Raw genomic sequence first — 21,628 nt, 5'->3', positions numbered from 1 at the left:
AAAGAGAATTCTTTTAAATTCGTGGCATAGTTAACCAAAATTCAATTTTAGCTTGTGCGTATTCCTAGAATTTTTCTAATCCCAATTTTCTCCATCTTAACCTATATTTCATTTGGTCAATACACGATTGAAACCGTTCCCGACCCCAAAAAATATGGTCAAGATCAATTTATAAGTAATCCCGACGGAGTCCTTACGTCCGCCGAAGTGAGCAATATTAATGCAATCGCTCAAAAAATAGAATCCAGTTCCAAAGCCGAAATTGCCATAGTCGCCATCGATAACTACGATGGAGATGAGGATGATTTTCAGTTTGCATACAATCTATTTCAACACTGGGGTATAGGTAAAAAAGAAACCAATAATGGACTATTACTATTAGTTGTTAAGAATCGCAGAAAATACAGATTTATCACAGGTTATGGCTTGGAAGGCTTATTACCAGATGTGACGCTTAAGCAAATTGGAGAGCTGGATTTAGTTCCTGATTTTAAAAATGGAAATTATGGTTTGGGTATTGAAAATGCAATGACTGATATCCAAAAAATTTTACTTAGCCCCAATGGTCAAAAAGAATTGAGAAACTTATACGCCCGTAAAAATTCTACTTGGTACAAAATTATCTCAAATAGTGCAATCGCATTAGGTATTCTAATATTTTATTATTTCCTCGATAAATCTCTGCAACTATATGAAATAAGGATTGGAAAAAAGAAAAAAACTAGACAGAAATATCGGACGGGTAATTTGTGGATTGGATTTGGAATTTTATGTTTTTTGTTCTTTATCGGAATTTTCATGTTTGGATTTTTTCACATCAAAGTGTATAGTTGGAATTATCTATGGATATATGCCTTAATTGTAGGCACGATTGGAATAGCACTACAAAACGCTTCCATTTTCCGAACTATTAAATCAAAGAATTTAGATATTTCTGATATAAATGCTTATTTATCAGAATTCAAAAAGAAACAATGGCTAGCACTTCTACTATCTCCTTTTAGTTGGATCACATTCCGAAAAATTAATAGAGTAATTCGTAATAATAGAAATAGAATATTGAGCGGTCCAGAAGGACAAAACTGGGAACGCTTGCATAAATTTGCAGATGCCCGTCAATTCAAATACTTATTAACTGATGGAAAGAAAAAAGAAATCAAACTAGGAATTATTGAACCAGAATTTTGGATAAATAAAGAAACTAAAAAGGTTACAAATATAGATTGGCAAGGACCTAATTACAATAAATACGAGACTTGCCCGAAATGTCAAGTCAGAACCTATGAGATTAAGAAATCGCTAAAAACAATTAAAAAAGCAACCTATAGTAAAAAAGGAGAAGGGGAATATTATAGAGAATGTAGTAATTGCCAATATAGATTATCACTTGGCTTGGTGATATTACCTATGCTAGTAGAAAGTTCGAGCACAAATAGCAGTTCCTCTTCAAGTAGTAGTTCAAGTTCCTCTAGCGGTAGCTGGGGCGGAGGAAGTAGTGGCGGAGGTGGAGCGGGCGGCTCTTGGTAAACAAAAGCCACTTTGCAATTGCAAAATGGCTTTTGTCATATTTTGATTATTCTTTTATAGTTCCAATTTCAAAAATTCTGCAGTCGGACTTTTCTGGGATTTGACCATTTTTTCAGGTGTGCCGGTAAACAATATTTTGCCACCACCAGAGCCACCTTCAGGACCAAGATCTATCACGGTATCTGCCATTTTTATGACATCCATATTATGCTCAATAATCAAAACGGTATTGCCGCGATCAACCAATATGTTCACTACATTTAACAATAGTTGGATATCCTTAAAATGCAAACCTGTAGTCGGCTCGTCTAAAATATAGAAAGTTTTTCCGGTATCTCTTTTGGCTAATTCTGTTGATAATTTTACTCGTTGCGCTTCGCCACCGCTTAATGTCACTGCGGATTGTCCCAACGTTATATAACCCAAACCAACATCTTGTAACACTTTAATCTTTCGATAAAGAGAAGGAATAGGTTCGAAAAATTCAATCGCTTCATCAACACTCATATCCAAAACATCGCTGATAGATTTTCCCTTATAACGAATTTCTAAAGTCTCACGATTATACCTTTTTCCATTACATTTTTCACAAGGAACGTGCACGTCTGGAAGGAAATTCATTTCGATAACTCGCAATCCTGCACCTTCGCACATATCACAGCGACCTCCTTTGACATTAAAGGAAAATCTGCCAGCATTGTATCCTCTAATTTTCGCCTCTGGAATAGCCGAAAACAATTGCCGAATATCAGTAAAAAAGCCACAATAAGTAGCAGGATTACTGCGTGGTGTGCGCCCAATCGGAGATTGATCTATGGCAATAACTTTGTCAATATTTTCCAAACCTTCGACAGATGTATATTCCATCGGTTTGGTTTTAGATTTATAGCAATATTGGGATAAAATGGGATATAAAGTTTCATTAATTAAAGTAGATTTTCCACTACCTGAAACCCCGGAAACGACAATTAATTCACCTAGAGGAAAACTAGCATCGACATTTCTCAAATTATTGCCAGACGCTCCTTTTATAGTGATAAAATTTCCATTACCTTTTCTTCTTTCTTTTGGAACGGCAATGGTCTTTTTTCCACTCAAAAAAGATGCAGTTTCCGAACTCGAAGCTAATATCTGTTTTGGACTGCCAGCAGCCATTACTTGTCCACCCAATCTGCCCGCTCCAGGTCCAATATCAACGATATAATCGGACGCCAACATAATATCTTTATCATGCTCGACAACTAAAATCGAATTACCAATATCCCTTAAATTTTCCAAGGCACTGATCAATCGCATATTATCTCGCTGATGCAAGCCAATACTCGGTTCATCCAAAATATACGTAATGCCTTGTAGTTGCGAACCTATTTGCGTAGCTAAACGAATACGTTGACTTTCTCCACCACTCAGACTGCGCGTCGGACGATTTAACGTCAAATAAGTCAATCCCACATTTAACAAAAATCCCAATCGATCACGTATTTCTTTTAGAATATCTTTTGCGATGACATTTTGTTTATTGGAAAGTCTTAGTTCAATATGATCAAACCATTTTTCCAATTTAACCAAATCCAGATTGCCCAATTCGGCTATATTCTTCTCATCAATTTTAAACCAAAGACTTTCTTTTTTCAGACGATCTCCATTACAAGTCGGGCAAGTTTTTAGTTCCATGTATTTTTCCACCCACTCTTGCACATGGGGCGATGCTTCTTTATTGGAAAACCAACGCTTTAACATAGGCACAATACCCTCAAATTGCGCCGCATACAGATTACCTGTGCTCGCATCGTCCATATCGACATCCAAATCCGTAATAACCTTCTCACTTCCGTAAAGTAAAATATTTAATTTTTCCTCTGGAATTTCACCGATTGGCGCAGTCAATGAAATTTTATTACGTTTTGCGATTTGTTTTACTTGTTGGAATATACCTGCGTCCCTTTCCGCACCCAAGGGAGCCAATCCTCCATCTTGAATCGAAACAGATTTATCCGGTAAAACCAAATCCATACTGATGGAAAATATGGAACCCAAACCTTTACAATGCGGACACGCACCATAAGGGGAATTGAAAGAAAATGAATTAGGAGAAGGTTCTTCGTAACTGATTCCCGTATCTTCACACACCAATTGTTTGGAGTATTGCACCAATTTATTGGAATCCTGCAAAAGGAAAAAGACAAGATCATTGCCCATTTTCAACGCTTGTTGTATACTTTGACTAATACGTACGCGCATGTCTTCTTTTACCTGCAAGCGATCAATTACCACTTCAATATCATGGATTTTGTAGCGATCCAATTGCATTTTGGGTGTAATATCTTTGATCTCGCCATCCACACGCACTTTTACAAATCCTTTTTTTCGGATATCTTCAAATAGTTCGCGGTAATGCCCTTTTCTACCACGAACGATCGGCGCTAATATGTTGATTTTTTCATTGGGATATTTTTCAAATACATTGTTGAGGATCTCCTCTTCGCTGAATTTGACCATTTTTTTTCCTGTATTGTAACTATACGCTTCGCCAATTCGGGCAAATAATAAACGCAGAAAATCATAGATTTCTGTTATAGTACCAACCGTAGAGCGCGGATTTTTATTCGTTGTTTTTTGTTCTATGGAAATAACCGGACTCAAACCATCAATTTTGTCCACATCAGGTCGTTCCATGTCACCCATAAATTGTCGCGCATACGCACTAAAACTTTCCATATAGCGACGCTGTCCCTCATTGTAAATCGTATCAAAAGCCAAAGAAGATTTTCCACTCCCACTTACCCCAGTAAACACGACCAATTTATTTTTGGGTATAGACAAGGTAATATCTTTCAGATTGTGCTCTCTCGCTCCGATGATCTCTATTTGCTCTGCTATTGTATTCGATTGCTTCTTTGCCATAAGTTGTATGCAAGATAGCAAGGATTTGGGGAATTAAAATGTTGAAACGTGTTAGGAAATGATATTTAATATTACAGTAGACTACTTAAAAATTGTATCTATGATGGTTTATTTTCTTTTTGTTTTGGTGAAATATCAAAAGGAACGATGACTTTTATACTGACATTTCTTCCCATATTGAAAATACCTGGTTGTACTCCTGCAGGAACCGTTGGATTATCAAAATATTTCAATCTACTCATGTTGGATTGATAATTCACATTGGCAAGATTATTTCCTTCGATAAATAATTCTAAAATTTTATTTCCCTTTTTGTTTACCACATTACAGCCTACACCCGCACTTAGCAAATTATATCCAGCAGTGTATGTTTCCGTTTGATAAGCTGCAAAAAACCTATTTTGTTGATTATAATGATCAAATCCAACAAACGCATAAGCATTTTTAAAGTTGCCAAATCCTCTGGTGAATGTGGCGTGCAATTCACTATGCGTATGCATGGGTGGGATATAGGGAAGATATTTCAAACTATCTGCCACCGCACCGTTATTGCCGTGATTGGTTCCATAAGTTAAGGTAAGGCTATTCTCAAAATGCAACCATGAGATAGGATGAATATCTACATCAAAATCCCCACCGTAAATGCGCGCTTTTGTCTGTACGTAGGTAAATTTGCTGTACTCACCATTGGCATCTGCCGTTCCATCTTCATTAACTCGTTCTGGATTTCCATTAGCATCCAATACTTGTTCTTGGAAAATATAATTGCTAATATTATTGTTATACAAATCAACACTTGCGGAAACATTGGGAAGTGTAAGATAAAACCCCAAATCTTCTTGCAAATTAAATTCTGGTTTAAAATTGCTATTTCCTACATGATATATTTGCGAACCAGGATCTGCGCCATTCGCAGAAAGTTCGGCTATACTAGGTGCTCTAAATCCACGAGCGATATTTGCCTTTAAAAGAAATGCATTGGTAAAATTATATGTCGCTCCGAAAGAACCTGTCATTCCCTGGAATGATTTATTCAAAGCGGCAAATTGCTGTACGACGTCTGTAGTACTTGTCGGGTTAGCTCCATAATACAAGGATGGGAAAGGCAATGCGTCATTATTTACATACGCTGCTTTTCCATCGAAAGCACGATGATCATATCTTAAGCCACCAGAAAGATCTAATTTACCAAAACTCTTTTTCAAAACAGCAAATGATCCGATATCAAATTGATGATACGCAGGTATTGGAAAATCAGTACTATAACCTAGCGAATTGTTTTGATACATGCCATTTACCCCAAATGTGAGATCATATTCTTTGCCAAGAAAAATATTGTATTTTACATCATAAGTTAGTGTTGTTAATTCCAAATTTAAACCTGGAATTTCTGCGTATTCTGGATGCGTATATTCTCGACGATGACTATATTGATATCCAAAATTCATCAAGAGATTACCTTTTCCTAATCGTATATTACTATTGTCGTATATCCGATACAATTGCACACGTTGGTGTAAGGTGGGTAATTTGTATGTGTTTAACATAGATTCCGGTACGATGGGGCGAGACAGATCTGCCTCCGTATTCTGATAGGTAAATTTGCGTGTGGCAGAGTCGCGGCTTCCATCAGGAATCGCCTGCTCATCATCAAATAAAGAAGCATTTAAATAAGAGTAACCCCAAGATTTATTCAAACCGACCATGACTCTTGCATCTTTTTCTTTGAAATTAGTGGCGTAGACTCTCCCATCATGCTGATTTTGGTAATTCTTTGCTTCTTTATCAGAGATTATGGTTCCCCAGACAAATCCATTATGATTGCCTTGTAAACGAAATGAGGTATTAACTAAGCCATTATTTGTTCCATACGTTCCCATAACGGAACCTAATATTTTGCCATTTGGAACGGGTTGCGGTGTTATAAGATTGACAACACCGGCAATTGCATCCGAACCAAAACTTAAACTAGCTGGACCTTTAATTATTTCGATACGATCTATTGAATTTTGATCCACTTCGATTCCATGCTCATCCCCCCATTGTTGGCCTTCTTGCCTTATACCATCCTCTGCAGTAATAACTCTATTGTATCCGAGACCATGTATAAATGGTTTGGATATATTCGGACCAGTGGTCACTGCACTTACTCCTGGAATATTAGAAATCTCATCAATCACATTACCAGCACCTGCACGTTGATTAATATAGGATTTGTTTACAACTACCATTGGTACGGGATCTCGTTTAATTTCTGTCGCTTTTGATACTCCTGTTACGACAATATTATTGGACTCAATTATGGAAATTTTAAGTTTAACATTCAATGAAGTAGTAGTTGAAAAGTCGATTTTTTGTATAAAAGTTCCATAGCCTTCATAACTTATCTGAAGTAAATAGGTTCCATTCGGTATATTCTTAATTGCATATTTTCCATTCTCATCCGTCTCTACGGTGAGGTGCAGATCTGGAATCGAAACTGTCGCTCCAGGTAATGGCTTGCTCGTTTGTTCATCGGTAACGATACCTGTAAAAGCATTATTTAAATCTTCATATTTAAAATGTGGCGATTTAAAATAGTTTTTTGAAAAACTCGAAACACTTATAAGCAGCAAACACGCACTAAAAAGTAATTTCAATTTCATAATTTTTTGCCGATTAAGATTAGACTATTGATGGATTATATAAATCGAAATATAAAAATGCAACAATATTTCATTTATAGAGATGTATGATAGCTTTTATATCGAATAGTTTAAAAACGGAAATAATTTTTTATTGGAACTTTTTGTACTCTTTATTTAGTCATTTATGACGTCACCTTTTTGCAAAATTATTTTTTACATAAATGTCTGTCATTTCGACCTTTAATATCAACGCTGAATTGTTAGTTTTCTAATAGTAATAATTTATTCAAATAACGATCAAACACCATATCTTTCTTTTAAAATCACCATGTGATGCAGCGCATGACCAAATAAAATATAACAACCTGTATTTATCGTTATTTGATAATCTGCTATTTTACCTATAATCGCTAATTGTTCATCAGAAAAAGATTGAATTAATAATTCTACTGATTTTCTATTAAAAAGAAATTCTTCCTTTAAATGTAAAAATGATTTGTTCTCAATTTGGGCATTACGGATATAATCATCTTGTTCGTAGCCTGGCAATACATTTTGATCTCCACGAGAAAATGCTAACATTCGGTATGAAAAAATACGATCGTTATCAATCACGTGTTGCAAAACTTCTTTCACTGTCCATTTGTCAGGAGCATAAGCGTAATCCGCTTTTTCTTCTGGAATAGAAATATAAAATTGGATCAACTCATCACTATGATTTTGGATAAGCTCTGCAATATTTTCACCGCGAGTCTTGTCTATATATGCACTTTGAAAAGGAATAAAGGTTCCAGGTTGAGGTCTGCCCATTATTTAAAATGTTTTTCTTACAACGATTAATCGCCATGAAACTACAATTTTTTTGTATTTCTACGCAAATAATTATCGGACAATATTGCACATCAGGCGAATTAGCCCATTATTTGATGGCAATGATTACCTTTGCTGGGCAAAATTTAAAAAATATGCATAAGTCGACGATAAGTATAGATGTAGTTTTGGATGATAATAAAGTGCCTGATCATATCAGTTGGAAAGCGAGTGATAGTTCCGCAGATGATGCGCAAGCTGCCAAAGCAATGATGGTTGCTTTTTGGGATAGCGCGGACAAGAGTGCTTTGCGTATGGATCTTTGGACCAAAGATATGATGGTAGATGAGATGGGCGACTTCTTTTATCAAACCTTATCAAGTATGTCAGATACATTGAAAAGAGCTACTAACTACGGTGATCTCGCAGAAGATTTGAAAGCATTTTCCAAAACTTTCAATGAAAAATTTAGAGCAAAACAAATTGCCGAAAACAAAGCAGATTAATTAATTTTTTAAAACATTATCATAATGAGTTTGGAACAAAATATCATGGTAGAATTAAAAGAAGCCATGAAATCTAAGGATGAAGCAACTTTAAGAGCATTGCGTGCTATCAAAGCAGAAATCATTAAAGCAAAAGTAGAACCAGGTGCAAATGGTGAAATAACACCAGAAGCAGAAATCAAACTTTTGGCTAAAATGGCAAAAGAAAGAAGAGATTCTGCGGAATTGTACGAAACACAAAACCGTCCAGAATTAGCAGCGAAAGAAAAAGAAGAAATCGCAGTAATCGAAAAGTTTTTACCTAAACAATTATCACAAGAGGAATTAGATGCTGAGATCTCTGCCATCATCGCACAAGTCGGAGCAACCTCTCCAGCAGACATGGGCAAAGTGATGGGCGTAGCTTCTAAATCTTTGGCGGGGAAAGCAGACGGTCGTGCAATCTCCACAACAGTTAAAAGTCTTTTAGCTAAATAATGCTATGATTATAGACATTATCACCCTTCTTTTAATAGTCATGGCTATATATAAGGGGTGGAAAAAGGGACTAGTGGTTGCCATTTGTTCCTTTTTTGCATTATATCTTGGATTATTGATCGCATTGAGATTTTCTGCAAGTGTTTCAGCCTATTTTCAATCAAAAGGTGAGACCGCCGTTTGGTTACCTTTCATTGTATTTTTACTATTGATTATAGTGACAATATTTATGGTTAGACTGATTGCTAACACAATTTCTAAAGTAATGAGGGCAATAATGTTAGGTTGGTTGAACCGAATCGGGGGAATTTTGTTATACGGATTAGGGTACATAGCAATATTCAGTATGCTTTTGTTTTATGCGAATGGCTTACATTTAATTTCTGATAATGTAAAAATACATTCTTATACATTTGCAGCAGTTTGTGACTTGGGTCCGACATCGGTGCATTTATTTGAAAAAATAATTCCGATATTTGGAGATATGCTATCACAATTAAAAAATGGTTTTCATAAATAGCGAACAAATAATTAAAATTGTTCCATAAACTTGAAAATTTATTTTCTTTGCATACGGCAAACAATTATATGGCGCGGAGATAAATATATATGAAGTACGAATTAAAAAATCTGGATAAGTTTAGATATGTCGATGAAGGCAAAGGCGAACCGCTGTTATTACTTCACGGATTATTTGGAGAGTTGAGCAACTTTGATGCTGTTATTGACTGCTTCAAAGATCGTTATAGAATAATAGTGCCGGTCATGCCGCTACTGGACTTGGATTTGATACAGACGAGTGTAACAGGATTAGCAAGATTTGTAAATAAATTCGTAGAAACGTTAGCGTTAGAAGAGATTCATTTGTTGGGCAATTCCCTTGGAGGGCATGTGTCATTGATTTATGTACTTAAACATCCGGAAAGAGTCAAGACATTAATTTTGACAGGTAGTTCTGGTTTGTTTGAAAATGGAATGGGGGATAGTTATCCTAAAAGAGGAGACTATGAGTATATTAAGCGTAAATCAGGGATGACCTTCTATGATCCTAGTCTTGCAACAAAAGAATTGGTCGATGAAGTTTTTGAAATTACCAATAATAGAATGAAAGTAATCAAGATTATCGCACTTGCTAAAAGCGCAATACGTAACAATCTTGAAAATGAATTACATAATATTCAACAACCTACATTGTTAATTTGGGGAAATAACGACATAGTTACACCTCCATTCGTAGGGGAAGAATTTAAAAAGTTGATTCCAAATAGTGAATTGCATTTTATTGATAAATGTGGACATGCACCGATGATGGAAGTGCCAGAAGAATTCAACAAATTGTTGGAGCCATTTTTAAAAAAAAATACGAAAAGAATTCCTGAAACCGTGTAGGTAAAATATAGAAATATATCTGGAAACGCTCGGCATCTTTTCATAAGAGTTCGAGCGTTTTTATTTTTTATACTTATTTTTATAGCGAATTTTAGGTATTTCATTTCGAAAACAATTTAAATGCTTTGTATATGTTATGCCAACAAGCAATTGAAACACAATATCCTTTTATAGAAAATAATGCCTCCATAGCTTCTATCTTAGAGTTGATGGATCAGACACATATTTACACCATTCCAGTTTTGGAAAATGATGTATTATTAGGCATTATAACTAGAACGCAATTACAAGATGCAACGGAAGTGAGCATTCATTTGGATAATGCACATCAACCATTGCAGATCATGGAAAATGAGCATATCTGTAGTGCTCTTCGTGTGATGTTAGCCAATCATTTGCAGATATTACCCGTACATAATTCGGATAATAAATATCAAGGAATTATCACAACAGAGACTCTTTTGCAAAAAATATCTTTAATGATTGGTTGTGATGATGCTCCAGGCGCATTGATCACTTTGGAAATGGATAGACATAATTTTTCTTTCGGGGAGTTGTCGCGTCTAGTGGAGACAAATGATGCCGGCATAATGCAATTGAATACTTATACGGAACCAGAGACAGGTTATCTTATTGTAAATATTCGCATCAATAAAGCGGAGGTTTCTGACGTGGTAGCGACCTTGCAACGTTATGATTATGTTGTTCGTTATTTCTTTGGAAAGGAAAATTATGAAAATGAACTAAAACAAAATTATGACGCTCTAATGAATTACCTAAATATATAATTATCAAAGTTTTAATGTAATAAAAGGTTGGATTGGCACACATTTTGGCGAGGGAAACGCATAAATTAATTCTATGAAATATTTAAAATTACCCTTATTAAGCCTTGTCGCTATTGCGATGATGTTGGCTTCATGTAGCACTTGGAATAATGCAAATCAGACGCAAAAAGGTGCTGCAGTGGGTGTTGGTGGTGGCGCGGTTGCAGGCGCATTAGTTGGTAAGTTAGCTGGCAATACTGCACTTGGAGCAATTCTTGGCGCTGCCGTTGGTGGTGGTGCGGGTGCACTTATCGGTAAAAAAATGGATAAGCAAGCAGAAGATATTAAAACACAAGTCCCAGGTGCAAAAGTAGAACGTGTGGACGAAGGTATCACTGTTGAATTTAGCAGTAAAGTTCTTTTCGGATTTGATAGTTATTCTTTGACAGATGCGTCAAAATCTACATTGAATAATTTAATCACAGTTTTGAATAAATATCCTGATACAAACTTGGAAATTCAAGGTCACACAGATAATAAAGGAACTGCAGAATACAATCAAAATCTATCTGTTCAAAGAGCAACTTCCGTAGCTGATTATTTGAAAGCAAATGGAGTTAGCGCCGCTAGAATCACGACAAAGGGGTATGGCATGACAGCGCCTAAATATTCTAATGATACAGAAGAAGGTCGTGCAGGTAATAGGAGAGTGGAATTCTTAATTACTGCTAACCAAGCAATGCAACAACAAGCAAAACAAGAAGCTGGTCAATAATCACAGCCTCTTTATTTTATATGATTTTAAATGCCAACCTTGTTAGGTTGGTATTTTTATTTCCAGTTGTTTCAAAATTTGCTGTACCTTCGCATCAGTTCTTATATTTTCTTATCAAGAAAGGCAGAGGGATTGGCCCGATGAAGCCTTGGCAACCACACAGCAATGTGTAAAGGTGCCAACTCCAACCATTGAAAAATGGATAGATAAGTCAGCGAATTGTATTCACTTCGGATAATTATCCGTAAAAATATTCTACCCGTCTGGCGATTTCAGGCGGGTATTTTTTTGCCCCTACCGCTTTTGTTAAGAAAAATATAGAATTATTTTTTGGAAAATAAAAAGATAGTCTATTATATTTGTAGGCAAATGAATACAGTCAACAACATACATATTTTGATGTGCAACGATTCTTGTTGCTGTTGTTGTTGCTAATTATATCCGTCTACAATTCAGTCAAGTCTTAGACTGTTCTCTTTTTCCAAATAATTTTTCTTGTGATCGTTTTAGGTTGTGCTACAACTTAGAATTTTAAAATGTAATGTAAATTGACAAAGTCACACATATTTGAATACAATCAACCTATCCGCTTGGAAAGTGGCAGAAAATTGGAACGTTTTCATTTGGAATATACCACGTTGGGGCATCTCAATACCTCCAAAAACAATGTAATTTGGATATTTCATGCATTCACCGCTAATAGCAATCCCGAAGATTGGTGGGCAGGACTTGTCGGTGATCAAAAGTACTTCGATCCAGCACATTATTTTATCATTTGTGTAAATATGCCTGGTAGCAGTTATGGCAGTATTGGTCCTCTAGATATTAATCCGATTACAAAAACACCTTATTTCCATCATTTCCCTTTAATTACAACGCGGGACATGATCCGTTGTTATGAGAAATTGCGTGTTTCATTAGGCATTGATAAAATATATTTGGGTATTGGTGGTTCCATGGGTGGACAACAACTATTGGAATGGGCTGCAGAGTATCCCAATTTATTTGCACATATCATCCCAATTGCAACGAATGCACAGCATTCTCCGTGGGGTATAGCGCAAAATACATCTCAAAGATGGGCGATTGAAGGCGATCCAACATGGAAAGAAAGCACTGAAATCTCTGGCTTGGAAGGCATGAAAATAGCACGTTCAATGGCATTACTTTCCTATAGAAGTTACCAGACCTACGATTATTCCCAAAAAGGATTTGCTGAGGAAACAGAGCTATTACCCGTTGATAAACAAAAGTTTAGAGCGAGTTCCTATCAGCACTATCAAGGAGAAAAATTAGCAAAAAGATTTAATGCATATAGTTATTATGCGTTGAGTCAGTCAATGGATGCACATGATCTAGGGCGCGGTCGAGGTGGTACCAAAGTCGCACTAGGTTTAATTCAGTCCAAAGCGTTGGTGATTGGTATTTCTTCGGATATTTTATTTCCTCCAAATGAGCAAAAATATATTGCAGACCATATACATGATGCACAATATGTCGTCATTGATTCCTTATATGGACACGATGGCTTTTTGTTAGAGTTCGAAACAATTGGTTATCATATAGAGGAATTTTTGAAAAATTCTTCTATTCAAATTACAAAAGAGAAAAACGTTTATTAAAAATATAACTATGGAATCCCATAAGAAATTGGTTATTGGTTTATTTGGTTTTGGAGTGGTTGGAGAAGGCTTATATAAAATTTTGCAACAAACGCCGTCTCTACATGCAAGTATCAAAAAAGCGTGTATTAAACATCCAGGAAAAAAGCGCAATGCACCAGAATCGTTATTTACCCAAAATGGAGATGATTTATTAAATGATCCAGAAATTAATGTAATCGTTGAGGTTATCGATGATGCAGATGCTGCATTTAAAATTATATCTACCGCATTGAAAAATGGCAAAGCAGTTGTGAGTGCTAGCAAAAAAATGATTGCAGAGCATTTGAGAGAAATATTGGATTTACAAAAAGAAACGGGCATGCCTTTCTTATGCGAATCTGCAGCTTGTGCGTCGATTCCAGTGATACGTAATTTGGAAGAATATTATGATAACGACCTTTTACATTCTTTAAAAGCGATTGTGAATGGTTCTACCAATTTCATTTTAACCAAAATGTTTGAGGATAAACTCAACTTCACGGATGCATTAATTTTGGCGCAACAATTGGGATTTGCAGAAAGTAATCCAAAATTGGATGTGGAAGGCTATGACGCAGTCAACAAATGGACAATCTTGCTAAATCATGCGTATGGTATCGTTACAGATATTTCTAAAATCTTATTTACCGGCATCCAAAATATCACCTTGAACGATGCTGAAGTTGCACAATCTCGCCACTACGATATCAAATTGGTAGCAAATGCCAAAAAACTTTCCACAGGAAAAGTAGCGGCTTTTGTATTGCCACATTTCGTGACTTTGGACGACCAATTAGCATTTGTAAAAAACGAATACAATGGCGTTGTCATTGAGAGTGGATTTGCAGATAAACAATTTTTCTATGGAAAAGGCGCTGGTAGTTTGCCTACGGGATCTGCTGTATTGAGTGATATTTCTGCATTGCGTTATGGTTATAAATACGAATATAAAAAGCTCTATTATCATACGCCAGGCGAATTATCTTACGATTTTTACCTAAGAGTTTACTTGAGTTTTAGTGAATTAAATTCTATTCCAAAAGAAGAATTTGAATGGATTGAAGAGTGGCATGGAGGACAAGAACGTAGTTATTTAGTGGGCGTAATTCATTTTGAAAAATTAAGAAGCAGTGATTGGTGGAAGACGGATGGTGTTTCTTTAATTGTGATGCCAGATGATGTTATTGAAGATGTCGACACTCGAAAATTAAAAAAGAAAAGTTTGCAATTAGCAGGTTTATAAAACAAAAAAAGACGTTGAAAATTCAACGTCTTTTTTAATATATTTTTTTGATTGATAGTTTATTTTTCTACCAAATCTTTGCTTAAATAACTATCCAAAGCCGCACCCATATTAGGGTTTTGTGGATCTGGAGCGGAGATTGCTACTTTAAATCCTGCTTCTTTTGCCGTATTTAAAGTATTTCCGCCAAATGTTGCGAATACGATTTTTCCTTGTTTAAAATCAGGAATACTTTCCAAAATTTGTTTGACACTGCCAGACGTAAATAAACAGATAATATCGTATTTCGTATTGGTCAAAATACCTTTTGTATCATTGTCCACCGTACGATACATATAGGCATTTTCAAATTTACATTTGTTGGTTTTTAACCAATTGGCGATATCGCTTTCATCTTGATTTTCACTGGAAATAAACAGAAAGCTTTCATTTGCTTTATGTTTATTTATGACGTCCAACAGACCTTGTTTGGATCCATTCGCGCCAAAAAAAACTTTACGTTTTCTATAAAGAATGAATTTTTGTAGATACAAAGCTACCGCTTCTGTTATACAAAAATATTTCATCTCTTGACTGATCGTCACTTTCAGCTCTTCTGTTAAACGGAAAAAATGATCTATCGCATTTCTGCTGGTAAATATTACCGCTGAAAAACTTGTGATGTCAATTTTTTGCTTTCTAAATTCCTTTGCCGTAATGCCTTCTAAATTAAATAATGGATGAAAATCTAATTGAATATTAAATTTTTTTTCCAGATCAAAATAAGGCGATTTCTCGGTTTTCGGCTTAGGCTGAGTAATTAAGATTTTCATTTCCTTTTTTATTGCAGCGCTCATTTTTCTACGACTTCTATTTTTCCTTTATCTTAGATTATTGAATACGTCTATTATAAAATCTTATTGCTCAAATCATTAAAAAATAATTTGTATAAGACCAATATTGGAATTATTTCAACGGTGCAAAGGTAAAGAAAAAAGTGAAAAGCATTTAACTGCAAATTTTTTGCTATTAAAGAAAATGAAATAATATAACGATAGATTAATAATGCCACCAAAATGATCGCTCCTATCGTCAATAAATTATGATCCAAATTGGGATTGCCGACAAAAGCAAATATGAGAATAAATGGTAGACTGATAAATCCTATAATCTTATTTATCTGAAAAACAATATTGGCATAAGTGCCCGCATCTTCCTTGGCATTGAAAATATATCCAGACAAACTGATCGTTACAAATTTGACAAAATAAATACCTGCTAATCCGAGTGTGATATAGATCCAATATTCAATCAAGTCGATTTTTTTCGTTCCAAATTTGTATAAAACCAAGGTCAGTAAAAAACCAAAGCCAATGCAATACACAATATTTGTCAGTAAAGAAGGTAATTTATTTTGTCCCAAAACCATCTCTTTTTTGCCTCTACTTGCAGGAGAAAAAAAAGTATAAAATAAATTATCTACATAGCGAGGAAATGCAGTCCTTACTAATCCAAAAACAAAAAATATACCTCCTACAATATAAAATAGCTCATCATTAGATGATTGATGATGTCGGTCATCAATTACATAAATAGGCTTTTTTTTCATTGGCAGATATGGAACGTACAACACATGAGCGAAAAGCGAATCCTTTTTAAAATGATACACTTTTGCTTTTTTTGGTATTTTTTTAATCGTTGTAGCGGGCTTATTCGTTGCAACGGAAGGTATTGTTGTATTTATTTTAGGATTACTCGGCCCATTGATAACTTCGTTATTGATCGATTTTTGAATAGAATCTTTCGCTTGGAAATTTTTCTTCTTTTGAACAACCGGTAAAGTCGCTTTTCGGATCGTTGAATCTTTCCGATGAAACGTAGCTACGACTGCTTTTTTCTTTTTATGTAAAGTATCTTTCACCGCCGCATGAGTTGTGGGCGCTTTTTTGATCGGTTTAGTCGGTGAAACTACTTGCGCTTGCACGGACCAACCAATCAATATAAAAACCAATAACGCCAAGCCTTTACATAAAAGCGATGTGCATTTATTTGTATTCAAAAACAATGTAATCAAATTTAATTTGGGCAAAAGTCCTTATTTTTTTCTTATCCACACACTAACCGAACCTCCTTTTGTCAAAAATCTCGCCATACCATCATCACCTACTGTTACTTCTTCCTCTACATTACCCAAATAATCAACAAATACTTGATGTACATAATTTTCTCCTAAGGAAATATCTTTAAATCCGTCTTCACCATTAGAAAGAATGACGATACTTCCATTTTCCTCATTTTCTCCTTTATTCCACCAAGCCACACAATTGGGATGATCAAAAAACTCCACATATTCTCCAGAAACAAATTGCTGACGTGCTTCTAACAATTTTGGCAAACAATCGATTTTAGGCATGGTGATTTGATGATCATTACCATCTTCCCCCTTATCCACATATTCCGCACCATATACATCAGGATAAAAAACGCAAGGATAACCAAATGGGCGCAATAATATAATTGCGTATGCCAATGGCTTGAACCACGGAGCTACTGGTGCTTCCAAAGCTTGCAATGGTTGAGTATCATGATTAGCAACGAGTGTAACGGCATTATCAGGATTGGATTGAATTAAAGTCTTGTCAAATAAGGTCGAAAGATCAAAATCGGTGCCTTGTTCGCTTGCTTCATGAAATTTGTCATGCAACGGCACGTCAAATAAATGCATTTTACCTTCCGTTTCATCAATATATTTAACCAAAGTCTCATGCTCCGGCGTCCAATATTCTCCAACAGCAAAACAATCTGGACGTACTTCTGCTCTGATATAATCCAACCATTCAACCATATGATTGGCAGGTAAATGTTTCAACGCATCTAAGCGCACACCGTCAAAATGTATGGTATCATAATACCATTTACCCCAATATTTCAATTCTGCCACAACATTGGGATTGCGAAAATCAATATCCGCCCCCATCAAATAATCATAATTAGAGTTTTCATCATCCACCTCTTCTTGCCAATTATCCCCATACTGGTTGAGGATTTTGAAAATACCTGTTTGTTCGGGTTCTGCGACATAATCAATGCCTGTAAAACATTGAAAATCCCATATAAATTCAGAATATTTTTTATCTCTTCCAGGAAAAGTAAATTTTGTATAAATCTCTGCTTCAAACGGTTCGCCATCATATTTTAAACGATCCTCTTCCTCTACCTTGATTACTTTGACTTTTTCTTTTTCATCTGCGCCCATTTTATGATTCATCACGATGTCTGGATAAATTTCCATGTGTAGTTCATGCATTTTTTCTGTCAGAGCCAGATATTCTTCCTTCGTTCCATACTTGGTAACTACTGAATTTTTTTGATCAAATTCCCCTAAATCAAATAAATCATAGACATCGTAGCCTACAGAAACATCTCCCGATGCACTTTTATAGGCTGGAGGCAACCACATTGCAGTTATTCCCCATTTTTTTAATTCATCCAATTGCGCCTTTAATTTTTTCCAATGTTTTCCCTCTCCCTCTGTATACCAATGAAATGATTGAAGTAAAGTGCCTTTCATATAAATAAGTTTAGAAAGGGAAGTTATTTCATTTTTACTGATTTATATTTCTCCATATTAATTTTGACATAATTTTATTGCCCAATTACATAACATGAATATTGAACAAATAAGAGATTACGCGTTGCAAAAGGAAAATGTGGAAGAATGTTTTCCTTTTGGAGAGGAGACGCTCGTATTCAAAACTGGTGGGAAGATTTTTTTATTGGCTGGTTTGGAGAGTTTTCCAGCTTCTATTAATTTGAAGTGCGATCCCGACCGAGCACTCGAATTACGTGAAGAATATGAAGATATCACTCCCGGTTTTCATATGAATAAAAAACATTGGAATACAGTAATGATTGAAAGTCGTATTCCAGCTAAATTAATCAAAGAAATGATCGATCACTCTTATAGTTTAGTTCTTCCTAAATCGAAGAAATCATAGTTAATTCCAATGCTTTTTGAATAATTAGCGACCAATTATTTTTCCGATTACCTTTGACCAGATTTTTTAAGTATAGATTTATGTCAACAAGCGCACAGATACGTCAGCAGTTTTTAGATTTTTTTCATTCCAAAGGACATACGATTGTTCCTTCGGCACCGATTGTGGTAAAAAATGATCCGACTTTGTTATTTACCAATGCCGGAATGAATCAGTTCAAAGAATATTTTTTGGGAAATCAAACGCCGCCATACAAACGAGCCGTTGACACCCAGAAATGTCTGCGTGTAAGTGGCAAGCATAATGACTTGGAAGAAGTGGGCGTCGATACATACCACCATACGATGTTCGAAATGTTGGGCAACTGGAGCTTTGGCGATTATTTCAAAAAAGAAGCGATTGAATGGAGTTTCGAACTATTGACTAGTGTGTACAAAATGGATGTATCCAAATTGTACGCAACGGTATTCGAAGGAGACGAAAAGGAAGGTTTGCCTTTCGATCAAGAAGCGTACGATGAATGGTCCAAATATTTACCTAAAGACCATATCCTAAAAGGTAACAAGAAAGATAATTTCTGGGAAATGGGCGACACGGGTCCTTGCGGTCCTTGTTCGGAAATCCATTACGATGGTCGTACCGACGTGGAAATTGCAAAAGTTCCTGGTGCAGACTTGGTCAACAATGACGATCCACAAGTGATCGAGATTTGGAACAATGTCTTTATGCAATTTAACCGTTTGAAAGATGGCACTTTGCAACCTTTGCCAGCGACACACGTTGATACGGGTATGGGATTTGAAAGATTGGTGCGCATCTTACAAGGTAAAAAATCCAATTACGATACCGATATTTTCACAGGCACAATTCATGTAATTGAGTCCATAGTGAATAAAAAATATGCATTTGACGACAGTAAAGAGTCTGTTGCATTTCGCGTATTGTCCGATCATATCAGAGCGATTTGCTTTGCAATTTCAGACGGACAATTGCCTTCCAATACCGGCGCCGGCTATGTGATCCGCCGTATTTTGCGTAGAGCAGTTCGTTATTACTATACTTATTTGGACTATAAAAATCCATTGTTATTTCAGTTGGCAAGTCATTTGGCAAAACAATTTGAAAATGTATTTCCTGAGTTGAACCAACAAGTGGATTTCGTTACTAAAGTCATCAAAGAAGAAGAAGATTCTTTCTTGAGAACTTTGGATAAAGGTTTGCGTAAAATGGATGATATCATTGCGCAAAAAGATTTGAAAATTATTAGCGGCAAAGATGCATTTGAATTATACGATACATTCGGTTTCCCTATAGATTTGACTCGTTTGATTGCAAGTGAAAACAATCTTGAAGTCGACGAAAAAGGTTTCGAATCCGAAATGGCGGAACAAAAAAATCGTAGTCGTGCAGCAACTATAATTGATGCAAGCGATTGGGTGGAAATTTTGCCTGGTGCAACTACAACTTTTGTCGGTTATGGCGATCCTGTTGTAGATACCAAAGTCATCAAATACCGCAATGTCAAAGCCAAAGGAAAGGATCAATACCAAATCGTATTGGAACAAACGCCTTTCTATGCAGAAATGGGTGGACAAGTTGGCGATACGGGAATTTTGGATTTCGATGGTGAAAAAATCGCAGTCCTTGATACTAAAAAAGAAAACGATCTAATCGTTCATTATACTAAAACCCTTCCTGCCAATATCGAAGCGACATTGACGGCACGTATCGATGTAGAGCGTCGGTTGAAAATCATGTACAACCACTCCGCTACACACCTTTTGCACGCTGCATTGCGGGAAGTCTTGGGTGAGCACGTAGCGCAAAAAGGTTCGTTGGTTTCGGATACTGTATTGCGTTTTGACTTTTCGCATTTTGCAAAAATGACAGACGAAGAATTACGCAAAGTGGAAGAAATTGTCAATGAAAAAATTCGGGCAAATATTCCCGTAGATATTCAAGAATTACCGAAAGAAGAAGCGATGAAACTAGGCGCAATGCATCTTTTTGGAGAAAAATATGGCGATATCGTTCGCGTGGTGACTATGGATGCAGAATTTTCACGTGAATTCTGTGGTGGTACGCACGTTCCCAATACTGGAATGATTGGCGTATTTACAATTACGAGCGAAGCTGCGGTTGCGGCGGGTGTTCGTAGAATTGAAGCGTTGACTGGTTCGGCTGCAATCCAATATTTTGCGGAAAGAGTTTCCCAATCCAAGCAAGTAATGGAACTCTTGAAAACAAAAGATCCGATCAAATCTATCGAAAAATTGATGGAAGACAAAGCCATATTGGAACGCAAACTAGAAGGTTTTGAAGCAAAGGAAATTGCTCAAATTGCTAAAGATCTTGTTGCCAAAGCAGAAACAATCAACGGCGTGCAATTTATCGGCGCTAATGTAGAAGTCGACAACGGTGATGCTTTGAAAAAAATCTGTTTTGCGATTAAAGGTTTGACTTCTGATTATTTTGTTGCCTTAACGGCATCTATTGGAGCAAAATCGGCTGTTGCAATTTTGATAGATGATACTATCGCTAAAGATAAAAATTTGGATGCTGGAAAATTAATCAAACAAACCGTAGCGCCTTTAATCAAAGGCGGCGGCGGCGGTCAACCAACTTTGGCAACTGCCGGCGGACAAGACGCAAGCAATTTGGATAAAGTGATTGCCGAGTTAAAAGCGGTGATTGAGTAAGACGTAATACGTTATAAGTAATAAGTTAAAAGGGGTTGAAATCTTAGGGTTTCAACCCCTTTTTTTACGTTAATAATTTTATTTCCTCGGATATTCTATTACTTGCGCAAGTATTAGCGAAGCGGTGCTTGTGTACATGTCCACACAACCACCATTCGTTCCTCGCTTATGCTTGCGCGAGGAGTGAGAAAGCTATGATTTAGTAATAGTTAAATTATTTTGTATATAAAAGGGTTGAAGTCTAAAGATTTCAACCCTTTTAACTTATAACTCGTATATTATAG

Annotated in this window: 17 protein-coding genes and 1 riboswitch; of the genes, 11 read left to right on the top strand and 6 right to left on the bottom strand. The window is 36.0% G+C overall.

All coding sequences use genetic code 11. The features are described 5' to 3' along the window. Window positions 1-54: 54 nt before the first annotated feature. Window positions 55-1,527: a TPM domain-containing protein gene (locus tag E0W69_RS15450; protein WP_131331988.1), complete on the top strand. Its 1,473-nt coding sequence runs from the start codon at window positions 55-57 to the stop codon at window positions 1,525-1,527. 54 nt (window positions 1,528-1,581) lie between these two features. On the opposite strand, the gene uvrA is transcribed toward E0W69_RS15450, so the two are convergent. The 3 genes from uvrA to E0W69_RS15435 form a co-directional block, all read right to left on the bottom strand. Beyond that, a complete protein-coding gene (gene uvrA / locus E0W69_RS15445) occupies window positions 1,582-4,431 on the bottom strand; it encodes an excinuclease ABC subunit UvrA (RefSeq protein ID WP_131330950.1) in 2,850 nt (949 codons plus the stop codon). A 98-nt stretch (window positions 4,432-4,529) separates the two neighbouring features. Further along, on the bottom strand, window positions 4,530-7,076 hold the full coding sequence (locus E0W69_RS15440) for a TonB-dependent receptor (protein WP_131330949.1): 2,547 nt from the start codon (window positions 7,074-7,076) through the stop codon (window positions 4,530-4,532). A 279-nt stretch (window positions 7,077-7,355) separates the two neighbouring features. After that, on the bottom strand, window positions 7,356-7,868 hold the full coding sequence (locus tag E0W69_RS15435; RefSeq protein ID WP_131330948.1) for a DinB family protein: 513 nt from the start codon (window positions 7,866-7,868) through the stop codon (window positions 7,356-7,358). A gap of 35 nt (window positions 7,869-7,903) precedes the next feature. Between E0W69_RS15435 and gldC the strand changes: the two genes are divergently transcribed. From gldC to E0W69_RS15395, 8 genes are all read left to right on the top strand, one after another. Next, a complete protein-coding gene (gene gldC / locus E0W69_RS15430; protein ID WP_225321284.1) occupies window positions 7,904-8,374 on the top strand; it encodes a gliding motility protein GldC in 471 nt (156 codons plus the stop codon). Between the two features lie 24 nt (window positions 8,375-8,398). After that, window positions 8,399-8,851, top strand: coding sequence for a GatB/YqeY domain-containing protein (locus E0W69_RS15425; RefSeq protein ID WP_131330947.1), 453 nt, complete (start codon window positions 8,399-8,401; stop codon window positions 8,849-8,851). 4 nt (window positions 8,852-8,855) lie between these two features. After that, complete coding sequence (locus tag E0W69_RS15420) at window positions 8,856-9,371, top strand: CvpA family protein (RefSeq protein ID WP_131330946.1); 516 nt, start codon at window positions 8,856-8,858, stop codon at window positions 9,369-9,371. An 89-nt stretch (window positions 9,372-9,460) separates the two neighbouring features. After that, window positions 9,461-10,240: an alpha/beta fold hydrolase gene (locus tag E0W69_RS15415; RefSeq protein WP_131330945.1), complete on the top strand. Its 780-nt coding sequence runs from the start codon at window positions 9,461-9,463 to the stop codon at window positions 10,238-10,240. A gap of 131 nt (window positions 10,241-10,371) precedes the next feature. Continuing rightward, window positions 10,372-11,028, top strand: coding sequence for a CBS domain-containing protein (locus E0W69_RS15410; RefSeq protein WP_131330944.1), 657 nt, complete (start codon window positions 10,372-10,374; stop codon window positions 11,026-11,028). A gap of 73 nt (window positions 11,029-11,101) precedes the next feature. Further along, window positions 11,102-11,782, top strand: a complete 681-nt coding sequence (locus tag E0W69_RS15405) for an OmpA family protein (protein WP_131330943.1) — start codon at window positions 11,102-11,104, stop codon at window positions 11,780-11,782. A 108-nt stretch (window positions 11,783-11,890) separates the two neighbouring features. Next, window positions 11,891-11,995, top strand: a riboswitch (SAM riboswitch). Window positions 11,996-12,330: 335 nt separating this feature from the next. Next, the gene (locus E0W69_RS15400; protein WP_131330942.1) at window positions 12,331-13,404 is read left to right on the top strand and encodes a homoserine O-acetyltransferase family protein; all 1,074 of its coding nucleotides are present in this window, start codon (window positions 12,331-12,333) and stop codon (window positions 13,402-13,404) included. Window positions 13,405-13,414: 10 nt separating this feature from the next. Further along, on the top strand, window positions 13,415-14,668 hold the full coding sequence (locus E0W69_RS15395; RefSeq protein WP_131330941.1) for a homoserine dehydrogenase: 1,254 nt from the start codon (window positions 13,415-13,417) through the stop codon (window positions 14,666-14,668). Window positions 14,669-14,727: 59 nt separating this feature from the next. Here E0W69_RS15395 and E0W69_RS15390 read toward each other — a convergent pair whose 3' ends face one another. From E0W69_RS15390 to amyA, 3 genes are read right to left on the bottom strand one after another with little or no spacing between them, the layout of a single operon-like run. After that, window positions 14,728-15,504, bottom strand: coding sequence for a uroporphyrinogen-III synthase (locus tag E0W69_RS15390; RefSeq protein ID WP_131330940.1), 777 nt, complete (start codon window positions 15,502-15,504; stop codon window positions 14,728-14,730). A gap of 50 nt (window positions 15,505-15,554) precedes the next feature. Next, window positions 15,555-16,736 carry a DUF4271 domain-containing protein gene (locus E0W69_RS15385; protein ID WP_131330939.1) on the bottom strand — a complete coding sequence of 394 codons (1,182 nt, stop codon included), beginning with the start codon at window positions 16,734-16,736 and terminating at the stop codon, window positions 15,555-15,557. Between the two features lie 6 nt (window positions 16,737-16,742). Beyond that, on the bottom strand, window positions 16,743-18,218 hold the full coding sequence (gene amyA / locus E0W69_RS15380; protein ID WP_131330938.1) for an alpha-amylase: 1,476 nt from the start codon (window positions 18,216-18,218) through the stop codon (window positions 16,743-16,745). Between the two features lie 94 nt (window positions 18,219-18,312). On the opposite strand from amyA, the gene E0W69_RS15375 reads away from it, so the two are divergent. Together E0W69_RS15375 and alaS are read left to right on the top strand one after the other, a co-directional pair. Next, a complete protein-coding gene (locus E0W69_RS15375) occupies window positions 18,313-18,645 on the top strand; it encodes an MmcQ/YjbR family DNA-binding protein (protein WP_131330937.1) in 333 nt (110 codons plus the stop codon). Window positions 18,646-18,725: 80 nt separating this feature from the next. Further along, a complete protein-coding gene (alaS, locus tag E0W69_RS15370) occupies window positions 18,726-21,344 on the top strand; it encodes an alanine--tRNA ligase (protein ID WP_131330936.1) in 2,619 nt (872 codons plus the stop codon). Window positions 21,345-21,628 lie beyond the last annotated feature (284 nt).

The sequence above is a fragment of the Rhizosphaericola mali genome, assembly GCF_004337365.2.
GTDB classification, from domain to species: domain Bacteria; phylum Bacteroidota; class Bacteroidia; order Chitinophagales; family Chitinophagaceae; genus Rhizosphaericola; species Rhizosphaericola mali.
This window is presented reverse-complemented; position numbering and strand designations above follow the sequence as displayed.